The following is a 15,974-nucleotide window of genomic DNA, read 5'->3' as shown; positions in this document are numbered from 1 at the left end:
CACCAAGGCCGGGCTCACCGGCTCGCCGCCCAGCTCGACAAGCTTGGCGATCCCGAGCGGGTGCAGTGGCGATCGAACGCCCCGACAGGCGGCTGGTAGACGCCCGTGCTCGCGGCCGGCCACCCAGTGCTGCCAGTCAAGCCGACCGCGATCAAGACTTGGCGCGAGTCCGAGGTCCTCTCCGGCGCCAAATCCGACCCCGGCGATGCCGAGGTGATCGCCGACTCCCTGCGAGTGTGTATCCACCGGCTGCGCCTCGCAGCACCAATGTCGGGTCACACCAAGGTAATTCGCACCATGACCCGCACCCCGCGGCGACCTGGTCGAGGCTCGGGTGACCGCGAGCAACCAACTCGCCGCGCTGCTCGACGCGCAGGGGCCCGCCGCCAAAGCCATACTCGCCAACATCGAATCCGCCATGGCCCTGGCAGTCCTGACCAGATACCCGACCGCCGCGTCCGCCGCATCGCTGATCGAGAAGCGGATCGCCGCATTCTGCGCCGAACGAGGCTACTCGGGCAAGAAACCCGCCACTGTGCTGGCCCGGCTGCGTCTGGCCCCGACCGGCACCAGCGCGACCCCGCTCTCACCCACGGCGTGCGCAACGCAGTGCTGACCCAAGTCAACGTGCTCAGTGCGCTCAACACGGCGATCAAGACGCGGGAACGCTCCCTCACCGAGAGGATGGACACTCACCCCGACGGCGAGGTGTTCTGGTCCTTCCCTCGCGCCGACACGATCAACGCCGCACAGATCCTGGCCGAATGGGGCGACGCCCGCGAGGTATTCGACTACCCCGACGCGATCGCCGCACTGGCCGGAACAACCCGGTCACCAATGCGTCGGGGAAACCAACGCGGAGTGTCGTTCCGCTGGGCCTGCAACAAACGCCTGCGCCTCGCGATCACCACCTTCGCCGCGAACAGCCGCTTCTCCAGCCCGAGGGCCGCCGACATCAATAACCGGGCTCGCGCCTCGGGCAAAGATCATCCCCTGCCACCCGCATCCTGGCCAGAGCCTGGATCCGAGCGATGCGGCGTTGCTGGGAGTACGGCACGACCTACGATCCGGTCCTGCACGGCGGTGCCCGCAAGTACACCGAACAGCAGGCCGCAGCCTGACTTTGATCTTGGGGTTGACACAAGGGGTGTCATGACAAAACCCCTCCGGGCTGGGGATAGCTGAGCAAGTGCCGTAAGCGGTCCCATGGGGCAAGCATATTGAGGGTTGACGTGCCGAGCTGTCCTGCCCAAGGCTCCGGACAGATGCAGGTGAGAACAAGGATGTCGCGCAAGCTATTTGCGGCCACTGGCGCCTTGGGGCCAGCTGTAGTTGCGCAGATTCAGGTGCACGTCCGACTCGGCGGGCACTTACGCTTCGAGACGGATGGGGAGTCTTTTTATTTCGATGGCCTGGCTCGCGACCGCGGGTACCGGCACCGATGGCGGCCATACACATCGCACGCCGAAATCCTGTGGACCAAGCTGATCATCGGCGTGCCGATGCCGGTAATCATTCTGCTGCAACGAATTTTGACAGGTGCAGGTGCAGTAACATGAAGCCAGTCGGGGAAGATTCGCCAGCCCGCGCCTGGAGGCGAGGGGAGTACCTCGGGACAGTCGGGTCGGCGAATCCTGCAGGCACGCCTGCCTGCCCGGCGATATGCCATTGCGGAGACATATCGCAGGACCTACCGCGCACGCGGCGCGGCTAGTTGATCAGTCGGCCGCTACCCGAGGCTGAACGGCTGTCCCCAAAGCGTGACCCAGCTGACAACGTTGGCCGTCTCGACCTCGACACTGACGAATGCACGTGCTTGCGCATAACCGCCGCAGCCGTTTAGGCCGATGGTTTCGTCCGCCCAGGTGACCGAACCACTGGTAGCCTTGAATTTATTGCGTTTCTTGTGGCTTTCGTTTCCGAAGTCGTCGGCTTGTTCGAGATCCAGCACATAAAAGGACTCTGCCTGACCAGGCCCGAGCGATAAATTGCCGCCGCTCTTGGCGCCGACGCTAGGTTTCACATTTTTGCCATTACTCCAATCCAATGAGCCGTCCACGCCGCCGGTGACTCCCCCACCCGCGATGTTCACTTGGCAGGCGACGGTATAGCCCGGGAAGATACTGCCGCCGATGCCACTGGACAACTCGACCTGAGCGCTGCCGGAAACCCATGCGTTGCGGTGCACCGGTGTGGCTCCCATCGACGGGTTGATACTCGCGGATTCGCCGACCAGACGGATCGTTACCACCGTGCCGTCGGACAGTGACTTGACGATTTCGCCGCCTGGCAGTGCGATCACGGTGTCGGCGCTGGCCGCACCGGTGGAGCACAGTGCGGCGGCTATCGTCGCGGCCGCGCACGCCCCGACTGCACGTATCTTGCGATTGCTCATGCCTTACTACTCCTTGTTATTCAAGTTCGTCTCGCCGAGAAGGGATTTGGAAGATTCAATCGATGTCAGCCAATGCTGAACGGCGCCCCGTAGAGGGTGGTTTTCGAGTAGCTGTCGCCGACTATCTCGACAACGCTGTACGCCCGCGCCTGGGCGTACCCGGCGCACCCTTGGATCTGGATCTCCGCATCCTGATACTCGACCGAATAGACACCCGGCTTACGGATGTCCTTGTAGTCGATCTGTACGAACTTGACCTCACCCGGCCCCAGCTTCAACCCGAGCGAGAGACCGCCGCTGGCGCCATCGAGTTTGACGGCACCGGACACGCCCGCCGAAATAGCCGAGTCGGAGATGCTGACCTGGCAACCGACGACATAGCCGGTGCTCAGCTGCGACGTGCCATGGGTCGAGGAGTTGTTGGTGCCAGGCGCACCAGCGGGTCCGTTGCTCGGGCCCGGCATACCTTCCGGGGTGGCTGTAACGTCGGCGACAGCATTGCCTGATACCCACACGACGCGACCGGCGCCATTCGCGGCCAGCGATGGCGAAACCAACGCGTGCTCACCGTTGCGGGAAATAGTGACGCCAGGACCAGCCTTCTGGCCGTCCGGCAACGGCACGAAGGTGTCGGCATTCGCCATCCCGGCAGCCCCGAAGGCCGCAGTAACGGCCACGGCGGCTCCGACGACTGCTAGTCGTCGCAGGTTTGCGTGTTCAATGATCATTCGCCCTCATCATTATTACGTGAACCTCCACGAATCGGCGTTTGCACCACGCTCGTCCATGGAATGGATCAACCCACTGTGCCGACGAGTCTGGTCGCGGTGCCGCACCCCCGCTATCCCCCGATTGGCCGTTTTCTTCCGCCAGTCGGCGGATCGGATGTACATCCTTCGGAGGATCGGGCGGAGCGAACGCTCCACGCCTCCGGGCGCGACTGAAGGGAACACAGAGAACCGGCTCGAGCAGGTGATCCCATATTCGGCATCCACCGGGTGTTGCTGTCGCGGTATCCGATTCATCGGTCCAAGAGCAGCCGGGCGCGCGGGCGCCGCTGTTCCTGTCTCAGGCCCCGAGTTCATCGTCGGACTCGTCCAGGACGAGCACGCGGCATTCGGTTGTGCCGTCGGTGAGTACGTTGATGGGCGGCGGGACCGCATGCCGATAGGATCTGTCCGTTGCAATGTCCGCCAGCACAGGGCGAAGTCGTCGATGGCCTAGAGCGCTGCGCGTCACCGGCACCGAATCAGGCAGCGAACGGATCTACCGCAGCCGAAGTCATCTGGCTCACTCTCGTCGCCAGGTATTCGGTCAGCCTGGTCCCGGCGCGGTTACCGATCGTGACCGCGCACAACACTCGCTGTGGCAGTTGCGCCCGCCGACTGTACCGGGCGGCCGGTTATGGAACCTGCTCGGTGACAGTCTTTCTGGAGCCAGCACTGCGGACGTCGCCTGCATTGCGCCGCCACGTGGCCGTAGGTGTGCACCCTCGAACGGCGACATCAGCTTCGCTTGTTCGGTCCGGCGTCCGAATCATCCATCGCGACAGCCTGCGAACCACATTCTGTGGTTTGGTCGCCGTGAGGCGGCGCGTATGGTCAGCTCGCGATCTTGGACGGGGGTGGCCGGCAGAGTGACGTCGATAGTCAGACAAGCAGCACGGAGAGCCGGTCGTGGAGCTCATCTGGGGACTCGACATAGCGACCTGGGATCCCCGAAGAACGAAAGGGACATGATCACCGCCGCTGACCTGCTCGCGCTCAGCGCCGACAGCGATACTCTGAATGGTATGCCCCGACCGGCGGATCGCAAGCGGTCGGCGGCCGAGAGCGATCCTTTGAATACGCAGCGTGATGTCGGCACTGATGTCATCACGGAGTTGAGTGCTGTCGGATTCGAGGATGCCGAGGAGATCGGTCGCGGTGGTTTCGGGGTCGTGTACTCGTGCACCCAGGTCGGTCTGGATCGTACGGTCGCGGTGAAGGTGCTGACCGGTGACCTGATGGAGAACCGGGAGCGGTTCGTTCGCGAGCAGCGAGCGATGGGGCGGCTGACAGGGCATCCGAACATTGTCAGCGTGCTGCAGGTCGGCGAAACCCGAAGCGGTCGGCTGTATTTGGTGATGCCGTATCACCAGCAGGGTTCCCTGGACGCGCGGATCCGGCTCGCGCGACTGGTGGATGATCCGTTTACCGCTGCGACCTGTTTGGAAGGGCTGGCGTGGATCGCGGCCGAGCAGCGCGATGCCCGACGGGCTGCCGTGCTGATGGGCGCCGCCGATGCGCTGGGCAAGATGGTGGGAATCACTTCCACGACGCTGCCGTTTCCCGATCTGCTAGTCGATCATAAAGAGTGCGAGCGTCGTACGCGCCATGCGCTCGGCGCACGGGCATATGCCGCAGCACGGCGGGAAGGTGGGGATATGAGTATTGGCGCCGCGATCAGCTTCGCCCTCGGCGAGCGACCGCTCGACCTCACCGCCCGATGAACTGTCGGCGCAGCTGACCAACCGTGAGCGGCAGGTCACCGACCTGATCGCCGAAGGCCGATCCAATAAAGAGATCGCTGCCCGGCTGGTGATCTCGTTGCGCACCGCGCAAGGTCACGTGGAACACCTGACTAAGTTCGGGTTCACCTCGCGGGCACAGATCGCGGCCTGGGTGGTCGAGCGCGGCCGCATTGAGACCACCTGACCCCCGCCGACGAAGTCGGCGTGCCGTGCTCCATGGTTCCGTCTTCTCTGATCTGGCGACGGTCACTCGACGTCCGTTACCAAACTCGATGCTAGAACTGTAGACGCTGTGGTGGTGTACCGGCTGGAGCAGTGACTTGTGCGCGTGCGTCCGCCATCCAGACCGATCACAGGATCTCGATGGCGCAGAACCACGCAGTGATCGGCGCCGGTCGTCAGTTCTCCGGCGGGATGCGCAATGACCTGACGAGGTGGACGAGTTCTTCCCGGAAAAGCTTGGCCATGCTCTTCGTTCCGCCGCGTAGATGGCCATGGAGCTCCAGTGTGACAAGTCCGTGCAAATGGCTCCAGATGCGCAGGGCCAGCGCAACGGCGGCCGGGGGGAGTCCAGGGAGGTGCGGGCGCACCTCATCCAGGAGGGCGGCGTCGAAGTCGGACCACTCGAAGTCGCTGTCTTTGTAGAGCTCCTCGGCGTATGGCCAGGCAGCGGCCGTCAGCTCGGTCAGGCTCCTACAAAATCGGAGTTCGGCCTCCGGTGCAGCGCCATCGGACGGGGAGACGTAACCAGGGACAGCATCACTGTAGATTAGCCGGAATCCTTCGGTATTGCCGAGTACCCAAGCGCGGTAGGCAAGGCCCCAAGCTTGGATTCGGCGTCCGGGGAGCGTGGGAGGGACAGCGTCGACAGCTGCCTCGACGGCGTCTGCCAGTGCGGAGTAGACGTCGTTGACCAGAGCGGTGATAAGGTTGTCGCGGGTTGCGAAGTAGCCGTAGATGGCATTCGGGGTCATGCCCATTTGCCGGGCAATCGCGCGTAGGGTGATTGCCCCAGGGCCGCCTTCGGCCATCAAATCCAACGCCACCTTCTTGATTTCGGCCGTTGTCTCGGTCCGTAGTCGTTCACGACGTGTGGTTGCCCCGCTACTTGCCATACCCTTACTCTACATCATTAAGTTGATGGTCGCCGTAATTTATCTGCACAGTGTATAGCAAATGTGTCGCGGCGAATGGTAGCTTCGGATCTCACCCAATCGTAAGGGCAGCCATGTCTGGTCTGCGCGACCACGTAATGATCGTGACCGACGGCGCCCAGAGCAGGGCCAAAGGTAACGATGACCGACCGGTTGGAAGAGGGAGGCGCGAAGCCCGCTGCATGGATCGGTGGCATATTTCTCGGTCACGACGTGAGCAGCGAAGAGCGCTGGAAACATGTGGTTGTCGAGGCCCCTGTGGAGAGTGTCTTCGCGCTGCTGCAGAAGAATGTCCTCACCCCCGTCCTGGGGCGGATGTGAGTAATTGCGCATCACGATCGTCGCCTGGATCGAGCAGATCTACCATCACCACCGTCGAACCGCCCTTGGCCGTTTGACCTCAATCCGATAAGACCATCGTGACGCCGCCGGCCGGTCAGGCTGCGTGGCCCAGCCCGATCGTGCGGCAGTCCCACCTGATGCTTCTTGGTATTAGTGGCTTGGCGGTTTATGGGTACCTCGGATTCGTGCAGCAACCCTGCGGCGAAGAGCGTGAGGAGCGCTGTGACCGGACGCCGCGAACCGAGACGCTCCTTCATCTGCGTGCCGTTGCAGTAGGTGCTCTACGAGGTGCGGCGGTTCTTGGTTGCTGTGACGATCAGGCCGCTTCGGACCAGCGTGCATGTCTGCTGCAGTGGGCCCTGGTGGTAGCCGATTCGGAAGTCGGACCAGCTGACGCGGCTGCCCGAGCCGGGCGCTCGGTTCGTCCCCCGGACCGCCTTCGTGCACCGGCTTCGCGAAATTGCTGGTTGACGCACAGTGGCTAAGATAATACATTTAAAAATATATCTTGGACTAATATCGGGTCCAAGGTCCCTGGAAGGATATATGATGACGGCCAGTAAGACTTACCTGCTTATCACCGGTGCATACCACGGTGGGTGGGCGTGGCGACCCGTTGCGGATCGGCTGAGGGCCGATGGGCACACGGTCTTGACTCCGACTCTTCCGGGTCTGCACCCTGACGAGGATCCGACGAAGTACTCCTTTCCGGACATCATCGAGAGTCTGAAGAGTCTCATCAGTCAACGCGATTTGAAGGATGTGACCCTGGTTGCGCATAGCTGGGGCGGCTCCGTCGGAGCCGCGCTCGCATCCGCTATCCCCGAGCGAATCGCCAAGGCCATCTTCTGGAGTGCCTTCACGCCCGGCGGGGCGCCTATCTTCGCCGAAACGCCGCCCGAGTACCAGGAATTTCTGGCCAAGCTGGCGGCAGAGTCGGGGAATAATACGGTCGGCATGCCGTTCGACGTGTGGTCCAGCGCGTTCATCAATGACGGAACCCCTGAGGTTCAACTGCTCACGCATCAGCTTCTCAGTCCGCATCCTAAGCAGTACTTCGACTATAGCGTCGAGCCGCTCGACGTCGAGAAGTTCAGCAAGCCAGTGACCTACCTGTATGGGGAGGAGGACATCGCGCTGCCCCGCGAAGCTTGGCTGATGTACGCCTCGCGCGTTGGCGCTACGCCGGTTGCAGTGCCTGGCAGCCATGAGGCTCTGTTCACGCGCCCGATCGAACTGGCCGAAGCCTTCCTGAAGGCATGACCCCCCGGGTAGGGCATGGAGTGGGACGTCCTGGACAAGCCGGGTGGCGACGCCGTCGTTTCGAGGCATAGTCAGCCAGGGAGATGGTCTCGTGACTGATCTGGCCAGGGGAGGCTTGTGAGCCGTGGCTCACAAGCCTCCCCCGACCATAGGCAATCGTCGCTGCGGTAAGTCCGACCCGGTGAGCACGGGGTGCCGTATTCTTCGCCCTTTCGCATCAACTCGCGGATATAGCGAGGCCGACGCTGTACAGGGCGAACATTCCGACCGCAACGGAGTGTGATCCTACTTGCTGTCGGAGAATAGATCGCTTTCGAATCGGCGCAGTCAGTATGCGATGAAAAGAATTTCTTCGCGTGTGTATTTGCTGCCCGGGTGCTTCTCGTCCAGATGGGCTCGAGTCCTGTCAACAAGGTCAACTTCGTCCATGCCGCGAATGTACTCACCACATGGGCAGTTCAGGCGATTCTTCATCGTGATCTCCTCGTGTGACGCCATTTCGGGCGGGCGCATCGCCAGCCCTGCTTGATGCGGAACCGCCGGTTGGGAATTGACGGATCTAGTGACCTGCTCCGGGTGGCTTCGGAACGCCCGTGCCAACGCTATGTCCATTTCTGCGGGCGGCCAGCGCCACTTGTGCAGCGTTGTCGCTACGGTCCGGCTGCCACGCGCTTACTATACACTGTTCATATTCCATAACAAGTATAGCTTGGATATGGGGTAATGTAAGGATACGGTGTGTCAAGTATTAGTGCATCCTATGGAGGAGAAACCATGCCTACGCCCGAACAGACCAATCCCACCGTGCTTGTCATCGGCGGCACCGGCACCACTGGCAGCCGCGTCGTCGCGCGCCTCGAGTCCCAGGGCCGCCCGGTACGCATCGGTTCGCGCAGTGCCCAGCCGCCGTTCGTCTGGGAGGATCCGGAGACCTGGACAGCCGTTCTCGACGGGGTGGACCGGGTCTACATCATCCACCCCGTACTCGGCACTCCGGAAGCCGGCGAGCAGATTGAGGCTTTCGCCCGTGCCGCCGTGGCCCGGGGTATCCGTCGACTGGTAATGCTCTCGGGTCGGGGCAGTAGCGAAGTCCAGGCCGTTGAGGAGGGCGTGAAGAGTGCGGGAGCCGAGTGGACGATCGTCCGTCCTGGCTGGTTCAATCAGAACTTCAGTGAGGCCTCTATTCTCGGTTTCGCCGAGCTCGTCAAGGCCGGAGAGATCGCCCTGCCTTTCGGTGATGCCGCCGAGGCGTTCGTCGACGCCGATGACATCGCCGCAGTCGTGGTTGCCGCCCTCACGGACGACCGGCATGTTGGAAAGACCTACGAACTATCAGGTCCGGCCATGCTCAGCTTCGCCGAGGTGGCCGCTGAACTGTCCGCGGCCACCGGGCGCGAGATTGTGTACACCCCGCTGACCATCGAGCAATACCGTGAGGTGGTTCGGAAGCGAGGCCTGCCCGTGGAGTACGCCGATATGTTCGCTGGCGGCCTGGATGGATCCGACTCCCATGTGGTCAACGGTGTCGAAGAAGCCTTGGGGCGCAAGCCGAAGGACTTTTCCGAGTACGCCCGCGAAACTGCCGCAACCGGGGTCTGGGACGCGTAACGGCGTCCTTACCGAAAGCGGTTGTGGCTGGGTGATCAGAGTTCAACGACTGGGCGGGTAACCCCGGGATATGCACCCTTCTGCCTAGAGGAAGGGTGCATATCATCGGCGCATGACGGGGGCTGATCTCAACGGCTTCGATCCAGAGTTTCCGGGTCGGGCGGCATCGTCACTGCTCTGGCGATAGGTCGACGTGGATCTCGTATGTGCACGATCCGGGTACGAGGGGGCAAGTGCTGTGTTGTGGAAGGAGAGACGGAAGAGATGACCATCACGGCTGAATCGCCGCCGGAGCCGATTATCCTGACCCAGAAGCGGATCTGGCTCATCTTCGGCGCACTGATCGCGGGGATGTTCCTGGCCAGCCTGGACCAGACCATCGTCGGCACCGCGATGCCGACCATTGTCGGCGATCTGGGCGGCATCTCCCATATGGCTTGGACCGCAACGTCCTATCTGCTCGCGACCACCATCATGATGCCGATCTACGGCAAATTCGGCGATCTGTTCGGGCGGCGCTGGCCGTTCCTGTTCGCCATCACGATTTTCACCGTGGCCTCCATCGGGGCCGCCGCGTCGACGAGCTTCTGGGAGTTCATCACCTTCCGCGGTCTGCAGGGCGTCGGCGGTGGTGGTCTGATGATTCTGGCGCAGGCCATCATCGCCGATGTGGTGCCCGCCAAGGATCGCGGCAAATATATGGCTCCGATGGGCGCGGTCTTCGGCATCACCTCGGTCGCGGGTCCGCTGCTCGGCGGTTTCTTCGCCGACCATCTCGGCTGGCGCTGGTGCTTCTGGATCAATGTGCCGATCGGAATCGCCGCACTGTTCATCGCCTTCCGCTACCTGAGCATCCCAAGCCACCGGCCCAAGACCCGGCCCGACTATCTCGGTGTGGTGTTGATGTCGGCCGCGACCACGCTGCTGATCCTGATCACTGACTGGGGCGGCAAGCAATACGCTTGGGGCGGGGCGGTTATGGTCAGCATGATCGCGGCGTTCGTCGTGGTGGTCGCTGCCTTCGTGCTCGTGGAGGCGCGTGCGGAGGAGCCGATGCTGCCGCTGTGGTTGTTCCGCAATCGCACCTTCGTGCTGACTTCCGCGATCGGCTTCGTGGTCGGCCTGGTGATGTTCGCTGCCCTCGCCTTCATCCCGACCTATCTCCAAATGGCAACGGGCGCTTCGGCTTCGGTCTCCGGTCTGTTGCTGATTCCGATGATGGTCGGTCTGATGATCGCATTGATCGCCTCGATGACGATGATCACCAAAACCGGCCGGTACAAGCTCTATCCGCCCCTGGGCGCGGTTTTGATGTTCGCGGACATGCTCTGGTTGACCCGCCTGGACGCGGATACCCCGATGTGGGTCGTCTCCGCCATGCTGTTCGTCATGGGGGCGGGCCTCGGTCTGATCATGCAGATCATCGTCTTGGTCGTCCAGAACGCCGTGGCCCCCGACCAAATCGGCACTGCTACCAGCGCCAACAACTATTTCCGCGAAATGGGCGGCGCACTGGGCGTGGCGATTTTCGGCTCCATCTTCACCAACCGTTTGACCGAGGGCCTCACCGATGTCTTCGTCTCCCACGGGCCCGAAGCCGCGGCGGCGAAGCTGGATCCGGGCGCGTTGGTGCCCTCGGTGGTCAAGCATCTACCCGACGGCCTGCACGACGCCATCGTCGGCGCCTACGTGGACGCCTTGGTCCCCGGCTTCTGGTACCTGATCCCGGGCGCGGTAATCGCCTTCGTGCTCGCGCTGTTCATTCCCCATATGAAGCTCTCCGATGAAGCGGGCATGGTCGCCCGCGGCGAGGCCGTCATGGAAGAAGACGCGGATCCGCAGCTCGTCGGAGAACGCTGAGGCAGGCGAGGCGGACATGAGAAAGGCCCGGGGCCGAACCTCATGGGGGTTTGGTTATGTCCAGCAATTTCGACGTCCGTGGTTCCGATCTCGAGGATGAACGGATCATGGCGGAATATCGCGGTAGCGCCGAACACGTCAGCGACGACGGGGACCTGGCGGAGGCGGGCATGATCTCCGAGGTGGACCTACGACTGCTGGGCTACCGCAAGCAAGAATTGGAGTCGCTTTTCGGTCCCCGCACCGAGATCACAGCAAGTGGTCGCCAAGTATGGAACCTCGACCACGTCCGGGCGGTCGAAACACAACAGCTGGCACCGTTTCGCGGACGCATCATGCGGGAGCTGCGATACTGCCTCGATATCGAGACCGCCCTCGAGACACTCGAGCACCTGTTCGACAGACTGGGCCAGCCCGCGATCGAACGGTAGAGCCATCGAGGCAGTTAGTGGCGGAATCTGGTGGTGGGCCGAGCGGGTACAACAGCCCGTGGATCTGTCGCAGACCTCGAAGGCTCGCGGAAGGTGAGGCGCCCGATCGTGGAGGCGGGCTCGAACCCGATCTATCCCAAGCGTTGACGGGTGTCCGGACCGCGGAAGACGTACCGTGCTAACCGGTTCCGGCCACCAGCACCCGGACTGCGCCCACGGTCTGTCGGAAGAACGCGCGGCTCGGATTGGAACGGCGAGGTCGCCGTGCGAGATCGGTGGGCGGCCGTCCCGAAGCCTAATCGCCATGTCTGCCAGTGCACTCCACGAATGTAGTGGCGGGGCCGGGCGAGACCGAATCCGGACTTCTGTGGAGGTTCATGTCGGGAGGGGGACACGCGCGCTAACCTCGGCCAATCGTGCGTCCAGGAAAACAAGAGGTCGCCTCTGGTAGGTGATTGATGGTTTGTAAGCTTGTCGTCGCTTGCTGGTGGAAGTCCGGTCCGGGTGGCTGCCAGGTGGCCCGGTAGCAGACTGGCGGCTTCATCGGGTAACTGGTGGGGTCGGAGCCCAGTGTCGAAAGCCCTTGTGGGGGAGCGAAGATGCGGTCCGCAGCATGAAGCGAAGCCTGCGGCGTCGTTAGAGGTCCGTCTCGTGAGGGGCGGGTGAAGAGAGTGCTGAGCCGCCGAAATCACGGTGAAGGCCATGGAAGGCACCGAAGACCCGGAGATGCAGGTGCCGAGGAACTCTCCGGCGTATGGGGCGTGGAACGTATCGATAGTGGCGGCGGGAACTGGAGAGGCCCTCCCCGGCCCGGTGACCTGCGGAAACGCGTCACCGGAGGGTGGTGCCCGATAACCGATGACCTCGGGAAACGGGTTCCTGCCGGAAGGGAGTCGGAGGCGGTCCAGGGGTCGTATCGGCCGTTGCCGAGGCGGCGGGTTTGCAATGGGACCAGAGGTTACGAACGCTACGCCGAGCGGGCACAGGCACTGCGTGAAATCGGCACGTACGCCGAGTTAGATAGCTACCGCGGCGGCACTTGCGCGAGACCGCGACGAGATCCTGGCGCAGATCGAGATGGGCTCAATCCTCAGCGGATTCGGTCTTTTAGGCACCTCGTCATTCGGTGGCATGCCCCACGAGGAAGCCGAACGCAGTGCCGAACTGTCTGGCAAGAAAGTAAAGTACTGCGTGACGCCCGCCGATTCGGGGAATGAACGAGCTGGCCCGTGATGACAGTTTCCTTGTGCCACATGCCCATCGGCTCGGCAACCAGTAACGAAAGATGAGGACCACATGACCACACAGGTGCGTCGATTCCCGTTCGGCGAGCCCGTCCGTCTCGATGTGCATCCGCTGATCGCCGAACTCCGTAGGGAGGAACCGGTTTCGCGCGTCGAGTTGCCATACGGGGGGCAGGGCTGGCTTGTCACCCGCCATGAGGACGCCAAGACGGTATTCGCAGACCTGCGTTTCAGCCGGGCGGCGACGGTGGGCCGCACGGATATTCCGCGACTCACACCGGAACCATACCTTCCCGACACTCTGCTGACCATGGACCCACCCCAGCACAGCCGGGTCCGCAAGTTGGTCGCCAAAGCGTTCACCAGCCGCCGCGTCGAACAGTGGCATCCGCGCATGCAGCAGATCGTGGACGAGCACTTGGACGCTATCGAACGATCCGGCGCCCCTGCGGACCTCGTACAGGACTTTGCGCTGCCACTGCCGGTCACCGTCATCTGTGAAATGCTCGGTGTTCCACCGGAGCAACAGCCCAGGTTCCGTGATTTCACTGATGCGGTGCTGTCTACCACCGCGTATTCCCTGGAACAAATAATGTCTGCCGGTGCGGCACTGGAGTCCTACCTCGCCGAATTAATCGCCGAGCGTCGACGGACCCCGTCCGACGATCTGCTGGGCGCGCTGGTGACCGCTCACGACGACGAGGACAGGCTCAGCGAACGGGAACTGGTCGAACTCGGTATTACGTTGCTGGTCGCCGGTCACGAGACTACCGCCAACCAGATCGCCAACTTCATCTACGTGCTGCTGACCAACTCCGAACAGTGGAAGTTGCTGCGCACCCGACCAGAACTGATCCCCGGCGCGGTCGAGGAGCTGTTGCGTCATACTCCTATGGGCTCCGCGGGAGCCTTCACACGGCTTGCCACCGAGGACGTCGAGTTGAGCGGTGTAACGGTGCGAGCGGGAGAGTCGGTAATCGTCAACATTCAGTCCGCCAATCGTGACGAGGCGATCTTCGCCGATCCCGAGGAGCTGGATCTCACACGACGGTCCAACCCGCACCTGGCGTTCGGGCACGGCGTACACCACTGCCCCGGTGCGCGGCTGGCGCGAACCGAACTGCAAGTAGCATTGGGTTCACTGCTGCGTCGGTTCCCGTCGCTACGCTTGGCGGTGCCCACCGAGAAGATCGCCTGGAAGACAGGGCTTTTGGTCCGGGGCCCCAAATCCTTGCCCGTGTGCTGGTGAGAGATGGTGTAGGTCAATACAATCCTTGCAGATGCAGGACCCGGCCACTCAGCGATCGCTCGCACTGCGGTCCACTCCGATCAGTGCTAGTCCGGACCCACGCGGCCCACCGTCGATTATCGTACGCGGTCCGAGTTGGCGATCCTGCTGCATCTCCGCCACGACCACAACGCCGAGTCCGTTGCCGCTCAAACCACCCGAAGATGATCAAGCTGCCCGCGATCCTGCGCCGCACTGGCTCATCGTCCCGGCGGTCGGCACGGCGCAGCGAATGACAATGCCGCCACCGCTGGTGCACTGCTCGATCGTGACAGCCCCAGCCTGACCGATCGCCAGAACCATGGCGGTCAGAATGGCAACGGCTATGAAGCTGAGCCGAAAAGTAATGGTGCGCATTGGTATTCCCCCTAAGTTTGTAGGTGTCTGGGGTTGGTGCCCTGGATGCCCAGGGCGGTGGGGTGTAGCTGATTGGTTTTTGCCTTGTTCGAGGCTTCAAAGGACTGGCTGCTCCACCGTGCTGGACGCTCCGGCTGCTGATTGAGAGCTTGTTGCGGTCGTCGCTGGTTAGGGATCTGACGGCGGGGTTGTCCATGGGCGCAACAACTTCGACAGTCGGGAGCACGTGGGTGGCAACTCGCCCTCAGATCTGGGTCGGGATCGACGTCGGCAAGCACGCCCATCACGCGTGCGGGGTCGACGACACCGGAAAAACAGTGTTCAGCCAGAAATTCGGCAACGACCAGGCCGCGATCGAGGCGTTGATCGCGCGTGCCGGCCAGGCCGCCGACCGGGTGCGCTGGGCGATCGATCTGACCAGCCCGATGGCGTTGCTGCTGATCACCGTGCTGCTGGCCGCCGATCAGACGGTGACGTATGTGCCTGGCCGGGTGGTGAACTCGATGACCGGCAGCTTCCGCGGCGAAGCCAAGACCGACGCCAAGGACGCGCGGGTGATCGCGCAGAGCGCCCGTCTGCGTGAGGACCTGAACCAGGTCGTGATGCCCGACGAACTCGTGGTCGGGCTGACCCAGCTGACCAGCTACCGCACCGACCTGATGGCGGATTGGGTAGCCGGGATCAACCGGTTGCGCGGGCTGCTCGGGTCGATCTTCCCCGCGTTGGAAGCCGCGTTCGACTTCGCGAATCGGACCCCGCTGATCCTGGTCGCCGGGATGTGCACTCCATCCGAGATCAGGGCGGCCGGAATCGACGGTGTCACAACACATCTCACCGAGCACGGTGCCTGGAAACCGGGGATCGGCAAGACCGCCGCGTCTGCGGTCGATGCCGCCGGACGCCAAAGCCTGGCCCTGCCCGGCGAGGCCGACACCGCGATGCTGGTCAAACGCATCGCTACCAAACTGCTCGATCTGGACCGCGAGATCAAGGACACCGACAAACTCATCACCACCCGATTCCGGGAACACCCATGGGCCCGCATCATCGAGTCCCTGCCCGGTATGGGTCCCGGACTGGGGGCGGAGTTCCTCGTCGGCACCGGCGGTGACCTGGCCAATTTCGCCAGCGCGGGCCGTTTGGCCTCCTACGCCGGTCTCGTCCCGGTTCCCCGGGACTCGGGCCGGGTCAGCGGCAACCTGCACCGCCCGAAACGCTACAACCGGCGCATGCGCCGCGTGTTCTACATGGCCGCCCTGTCGAGCCTGCGCTACGAAAACGGGCCCTCGCGCCGGTTTTACGACCGAAAACGCGGTGAACGACTCCTGCACACCCAAGCCCTCCTCGCTCTGGCCCGGCGCCTGGTCGACGTGCTGTGGGCACTGCTGCGAGACGGCCGCGAATTCAGCCTCGACACACCGACTCCCGCCACTGCTACGGCTTGACACGGTCATTGAGAGTCCCTTGGTGAAGCACCGCCCGTTCAGGCGAGCGGCGGGTTGGATCTATTCGGTTGTGGG

15 protein-coding genes and 3 pseudogenes are annotated in these 15,974 nt (G+C 63.0%); 13 read left to right on the top strand and 5 right to left on the bottom strand.

Going from position 1 to position 15,974, the window contains the following annotated elements:
* Positions 1-105: 105 nt before the first annotated feature.
* The 4 genes and pseudogenes from ACQPZ2_RS29645 to ACQPZ2_RS29630 all read left to right on the top strand — a co-directional run.
* A pseudogene (locus tag ACQPZ2_RS29645) lies at positions 106-249 on the top strand (IS110 family transposase); the annotation flags it as partial.
* An 85-nt stretch (positions 250-334) separates the two neighbouring features.
* Complete coding sequence (locus ACQPZ2_RS29640; RefSeq protein WP_433527719.1) at positions 335-616, top strand: hypothetical protein; 282 nt, start codon at positions 335-337, stop codon at positions 614-616.
* A 68-nt stretch (positions 617-684) separates the two neighbouring features.
* Positions 685-873 (top strand): annotated as a pseudogene (locus ACQPZ2_RS29635) (transposase); the annotation flags it as partial.
* Positions 874-1,283: 410 nt separating this feature from the next.
* The gene (locus ACQPZ2_RS29630) at positions 1,284-1,559 is read left to right on the top strand and encodes a hypothetical protein (protein ID WP_433521467.1); all 276 of its coding nucleotides are present in this window, start codon (positions 1,284-1,286) and stop codon (positions 1,557-1,559) included.
* Between the two features lie 170 nt (positions 1,560-1,729).
* On the opposite strand, the gene ACQPZ2_RS29625 is transcribed toward ACQPZ2_RS29630, so the two are convergent.
* Together ACQPZ2_RS29625 and ACQPZ2_RS29620 are read right to left on the bottom strand one after the other, a co-directional pair.
* Complete coding sequence (locus tag ACQPZ2_RS29625; protein WP_433521466.1) at positions 1,730-2,395, bottom strand: MspA family porin; 666 nt, start codon at positions 2,393-2,395, stop codon at positions 1,730-1,732.
* A 65-nt stretch (positions 2,396-2,460) separates the two neighbouring features.
* A complete protein-coding gene (locus ACQPZ2_RS29620) occupies positions 2,461-3,123 on the bottom strand; it encodes an MspA family porin (RefSeq protein WP_433521465.1) in 663 nt (220 codons plus the stop codon).
* Between the two features lie 1,064 nt (positions 3,124-4,187).
* On the opposite strand from ACQPZ2_RS29620, the pseudogene ACQPZ2_RS29615 reads away from it, so the two are divergent.
* Together ACQPZ2_RS29615 and ACQPZ2_RS29610 are read left to right on the top strand one after the other, a co-directional pair.
* A pseudogene (locus tag ACQPZ2_RS29615) lies at positions 4,188-4,562 on the top strand (protein kinase domain-containing protein); the annotation flags it as partial.
* Between the two features lie 265 nt (positions 4,563-4,827).
* The gene (locus ACQPZ2_RS29610) at positions 4,828-5,091 is read left to right on the top strand and encodes a response regulator transcription factor (protein WP_433521464.1); all 264 of its coding nucleotides are present in this window, start codon (positions 4,828-4,830) and stop codon (positions 5,089-5,091) included.
* Between the two features lie 214 nt (positions 5,092-5,305).
* Here ACQPZ2_RS29610 and ACQPZ2_RS29605 read toward each other — a convergent pair whose 3' ends face one another.
* Entirely contained in the window at positions 5,306-6,022 is a 717-nt protein-coding gene (locus ACQPZ2_RS29605; RefSeq protein ID WP_433521463.1) for a TetR/AcrR family transcriptional regulator, read from the bottom strand.
* A 180-nt stretch (positions 6,023-6,202) separates the two neighbouring features.
* Here ACQPZ2_RS29605 and ACQPZ2_RS29600 point away from each other — a divergent pair, with 180 nt between their 5' ends.
* On the top strand, positions 6,203-6,382 hold the full coding sequence (locus ACQPZ2_RS29600; protein ID WP_433521462.1) for a hypothetical protein: 180 nt from the start codon (positions 6,203-6,205) through the stop codon (positions 6,380-6,382).
* 570 nt (positions 6,383-6,952) lie between these two features.
* On the top strand, positions 6,953-7,666 hold the full coding sequence (locus ACQPZ2_RS29595; protein ID WP_433521461.1) for an alpha/beta fold hydrolase: 714 nt from the start codon (positions 6,953-6,955) through the stop codon (positions 7,664-7,666).
* A gap of 327 nt (positions 7,667-7,993) precedes the next feature.
* On the opposite strand, the gene ACQPZ2_RS29590 is transcribed toward ACQPZ2_RS29595, so the two are convergent.
* The gene (locus tag ACQPZ2_RS29590; protein WP_433521460.1) at positions 7,994-8,140 is read right to left on the bottom strand and encodes a DUF1059 domain-containing protein; all 147 of its coding nucleotides are present in this window, start codon (positions 8,138-8,140) and stop codon (positions 7,994-7,996) included.
* A 300-nt stretch (positions 8,141-8,440) separates the two neighbouring features.
* On the opposite strand from ACQPZ2_RS29590, the gene ACQPZ2_RS29585 reads away from it, so the two are divergent.
* From ACQPZ2_RS29585 to ACQPZ2_RS29570, 4 genes are all read left to right on the top strand, one after another.
* Positions 8,441-9,274 (top strand): NmrA family NAD(P)-binding protein, encoded by an 834-nt coding sequence (locus ACQPZ2_RS29585; protein ID WP_433521459.1) that lies wholly within the window; start codon positions 8,441-8,443, stop codon positions 9,272-9,274.
* A gap of 264 nt (positions 9,275-9,538) precedes the next feature.
* Positions 9,539-11,134: an MDR family MFS transporter gene (locus ACQPZ2_RS29580; protein ID WP_063038369.1), complete on the top strand. Its 1,596-nt coding sequence runs from the start codon at positions 9,539-9,541 to the stop codon at positions 11,132-11,134.
* Between the two features lie 56 nt (positions 11,135-11,190).
* Entirely contained in the window at positions 11,191-11,565 is a 375-nt protein-coding gene (locus ACQPZ2_RS29575; RefSeq protein ID WP_433521458.1) for a hypothetical protein, read from the top strand.
* Positions 11,566-12,861: 1,296 nt separating this feature from the next.
* Positions 12,862-14,058: a cytochrome P450 gene (locus ACQPZ2_RS29570; RefSeq protein WP_433521457.1), complete on the top strand. Its 1,197-nt coding sequence runs from the start codon at positions 12,862-12,864 to the stop codon at positions 14,056-14,058.
* A 207-nt stretch (positions 14,059-14,265) separates the two neighbouring features.
* On the opposite strand, the gene ACQPZ2_RS29565 is transcribed toward ACQPZ2_RS29570, so the two are convergent.
* Positions 14,266-14,454 carry a hypothetical protein gene (locus ACQPZ2_RS29565; RefSeq protein ID WP_433521456.1) on the bottom strand — a complete coding sequence of 63 codons (189 nt, stop codon included), beginning with the start codon at positions 14,452-14,454 and terminating at the stop codon, positions 14,266-14,268.
* 230 nt (positions 14,455-14,684) lie between these two features.
* Between ACQPZ2_RS29565 and ACQPZ2_RS29560 the strand changes: the two genes are divergently transcribed.
* Positions 14,685-15,899, top strand: a complete 1,215-nt coding sequence (locus ACQPZ2_RS29560) for an IS110 family transposase (protein WP_433521455.1) — start codon at positions 14,685-14,687, stop codon at positions 15,897-15,899.
* Positions 15,900-15,974: the final 75 nt, after the last annotated feature.

Source organism: Nocardia pseudovaccinii (assembly GCF_050942345.1).
Lineage (GTDB): Bacteria > Actinomycetota > Actinomycetes > Mycobacteriales > Mycobacteriaceae > Nocardia > Nocardia pseudovaccinii.
This window is presented reverse-complemented; position numbering and strand designations above follow the sequence as displayed.

Coding starts and splice junctions, on each gene's coding strand:
- ACQPZ2_RS29630 (WP_433521467.1), top strand. CDS start 1,284: ATGTCGCGCAAGCTATTTGCGGCCACTGGCGCCTTGGGGCCAGCTGTA.
- ACQPZ2_RS29625 (WP_433521466.1), bottom strand. CDS start 2,395: ATGAGCAATCGCAAGATACGTGCAGTCGGGGCGTGCGCGGCCGCGACG.
- ACQPZ2_RS29620 (WP_433521465.1), bottom strand. CDS start 3,123: ATGATCATTGAACACGCAAACCTGCGACGACTAGCAGTCGTCGGAGCC.
- ACQPZ2_RS29605 (WP_433521463.1), bottom strand. CDS start 6,022: ATGGCAAGTAGCGGGGCAACCACACGTCGTGAACGACTACGGACCGAG.
- ACQPZ2_RS29600 (WP_433521462.1), top strand. CDS start 6,203: ATGACCGACCGGTTGGAAGAGGGAGGCGCGAAGCCCGCTGCATGGATC.
- ACQPZ2_RS29595 (WP_433521461.1), top strand. CDS start 6,953: ATGACGGCCAGTAAGACTTACCTGCTTATCACCGGTGCATACCACGGT.
- ACQPZ2_RS29590 (WP_433521460.1), bottom strand. CDS start 8,140: ATGAAGAATCGCCTGAACTGCCCATGTGGTGAGTACATTCGCGGCATG.
- ACQPZ2_RS29585 (WP_433521459.1), top strand. CDS start 8,441: ATGCCTACGCCCGAACAGACCAATCCCACCGTGCTTGTCATCGGCGGC.
- ACQPZ2_RS29580 (WP_063038369.1), top strand. CDS start 9,539: ATGACCATCACGGCTGAATCGCCGCCGGAGCCGATTATCCTGACCCAG.
- ACQPZ2_RS29575 (WP_433521458.1), top strand. CDS start 11,191: ATGTCCAGCAATTTCGACGTCCGTGGTTCCGATCTCGAGGATGAACGG.
- ACQPZ2_RS29570 (WP_433521457.1), top strand. CDS start 12,862: ATGACCACACAGGTGCGTCGATTCCCGTTCGGCGAGCCCGTCCGTCTC.
- ACQPZ2_RS29565 (WP_433521456.1), bottom strand. CDS start 14,454: ATGCGCACCATTACTTTTCGGCTCAGCTTCATAGCCGTTGCCATTCTG.